The sequence below is a fragment of the Pseudomonas sp. 51_B genome (assembly GCF_017491595.1).
Lineage (GTDB): Bacteria > Pseudomonadota > Gammaproteobacteria > Pseudomonadales > Pseudomonadaceae > Aquipseudomonas > Aquipseudomonas promysalinigenes.
In genome coordinates this window covers 1-482 of record NZ_JAFGYW010000277.1, presented here as the reverse complement: position 1 = coordinate 482, position 482 = coordinate 1, and the positions used below count along the sequence as shown (strand labels likewise).

Annotated in this window: 1 pseudogene; it reads left to right on the top strand. The window is 61.4% G+C overall.

Going from position 1 to position 482, the window contains the following annotated elements:
• A pseudogene (gene eno / locus J5M56_RS24810) lies at window positions 1-482 on the top strand (phosphopyruvate hydratase); the annotation flags it as partial.

The window sequence follows — 482 nt, the reverse complement described above, 5'->3', positions numbered from 1 at the left end:
GATCAAGCTCGACGGTACCGAAAACAAAGCGACCCTGGGCGCCAACGCCATCCTCGCCGTGTCCCTGGCTGCGGCCAAGGCAGCTGCGCAGGATCAGGATCTGCCGCTGTACGCACACATCGCCAACCTCAACGGCACCCCGGGTGTGTACTCGATGCCGGTCCCGATGATGAACATCATCAACGGTGGCGAGCACGCCGATAACAACGTCGACATCCAGGAATTCATGGTCCAGCCAGTTGGCGCCAAGTCTTTCTCGGAAGGTCTGCGCATGGGCACCGAGATTTTCCATCACCTGAAAGCCGTGCTGAAGGCTCGTGGTCTGAGCACTGCCGTTGGCGACGAAGGCGGTTTCGCGCCGAACCTGGCGTCCAACGAAGCCGCGTTGAAAGTGATCTCCGAAGCCGTGGCCAACGCCGGTTACAAGCTGGGCACCGACGTGACCCTGGCGCTGGACTGCGCCGCGAGCGAGTTCTACGAAA